Raw genomic sequence first — 542 nt, forward strand, 5'->3', positions numbered from 1 at the left:
GTCGGCCATCATGTACGCGAGTCGCGCAGCCGGATACGACGGATCGAACGGCACATAGGCGCCCCCCGCCTTCATGATCGCGAGCAGGCCCACCACCATCTCGACCGACCGTTCGACTGCAATCCCAACGCGCACATCCGGACCCACACCCTGCGCCGACAACCGGTGCGCCAGTTGATTCGCACGTACATTCAGTTCGGCGTACGTCAGCGCCGTATCGCCAAACAGCACGGCCTGCGCATCCGGCGTCCTGCGAACCTGCGCCTCGATGACGCGGTGCACCGGCAACGCCTCACCATAGTCCGCATCGCTGCGGCTGAAATCGAACAGACCCGCGCGCTCTGCGTCGTTCATCAATTCGACGTCCGCAACCGTCGACACCCGACCGGACACGAGCGCGTTCAGCGACGCCACGTAGTGCTCCGCCAGCCGCTCGACCGTTTGCGCATCGAACAGCTCGCGGGCGTACACGAAACTCGCCGACATCGTCCCGTCCGACCCCTCCGTCGTGTTCAGCGTCAGCTCGAACTGCGCCATCGCCC

1 protein-coding gene is annotated in these 542 nt (G+C 65.3%); it reads right to left on the minus strand.

The features are described 5' to 3' along the window. A partial coding sequence (locus PQR67_RS38215; RefSeq protein WP_408467958.1) for an AMP-binding protein occupies positions 1-542 on the minus strand: 542 nt, incomplete at both ends.

The sequence above is a fragment of the Paraburkholderia fungorum genome, assembly GCF_046026025.1.
In the GTDB taxonomy this organism is placed as follows: Bacteria; Pseudomonadota; Gammaproteobacteria; order Burkholderiales; family Burkholderiaceae; genus Paraburkholderia; species Paraburkholderia fungorum_E.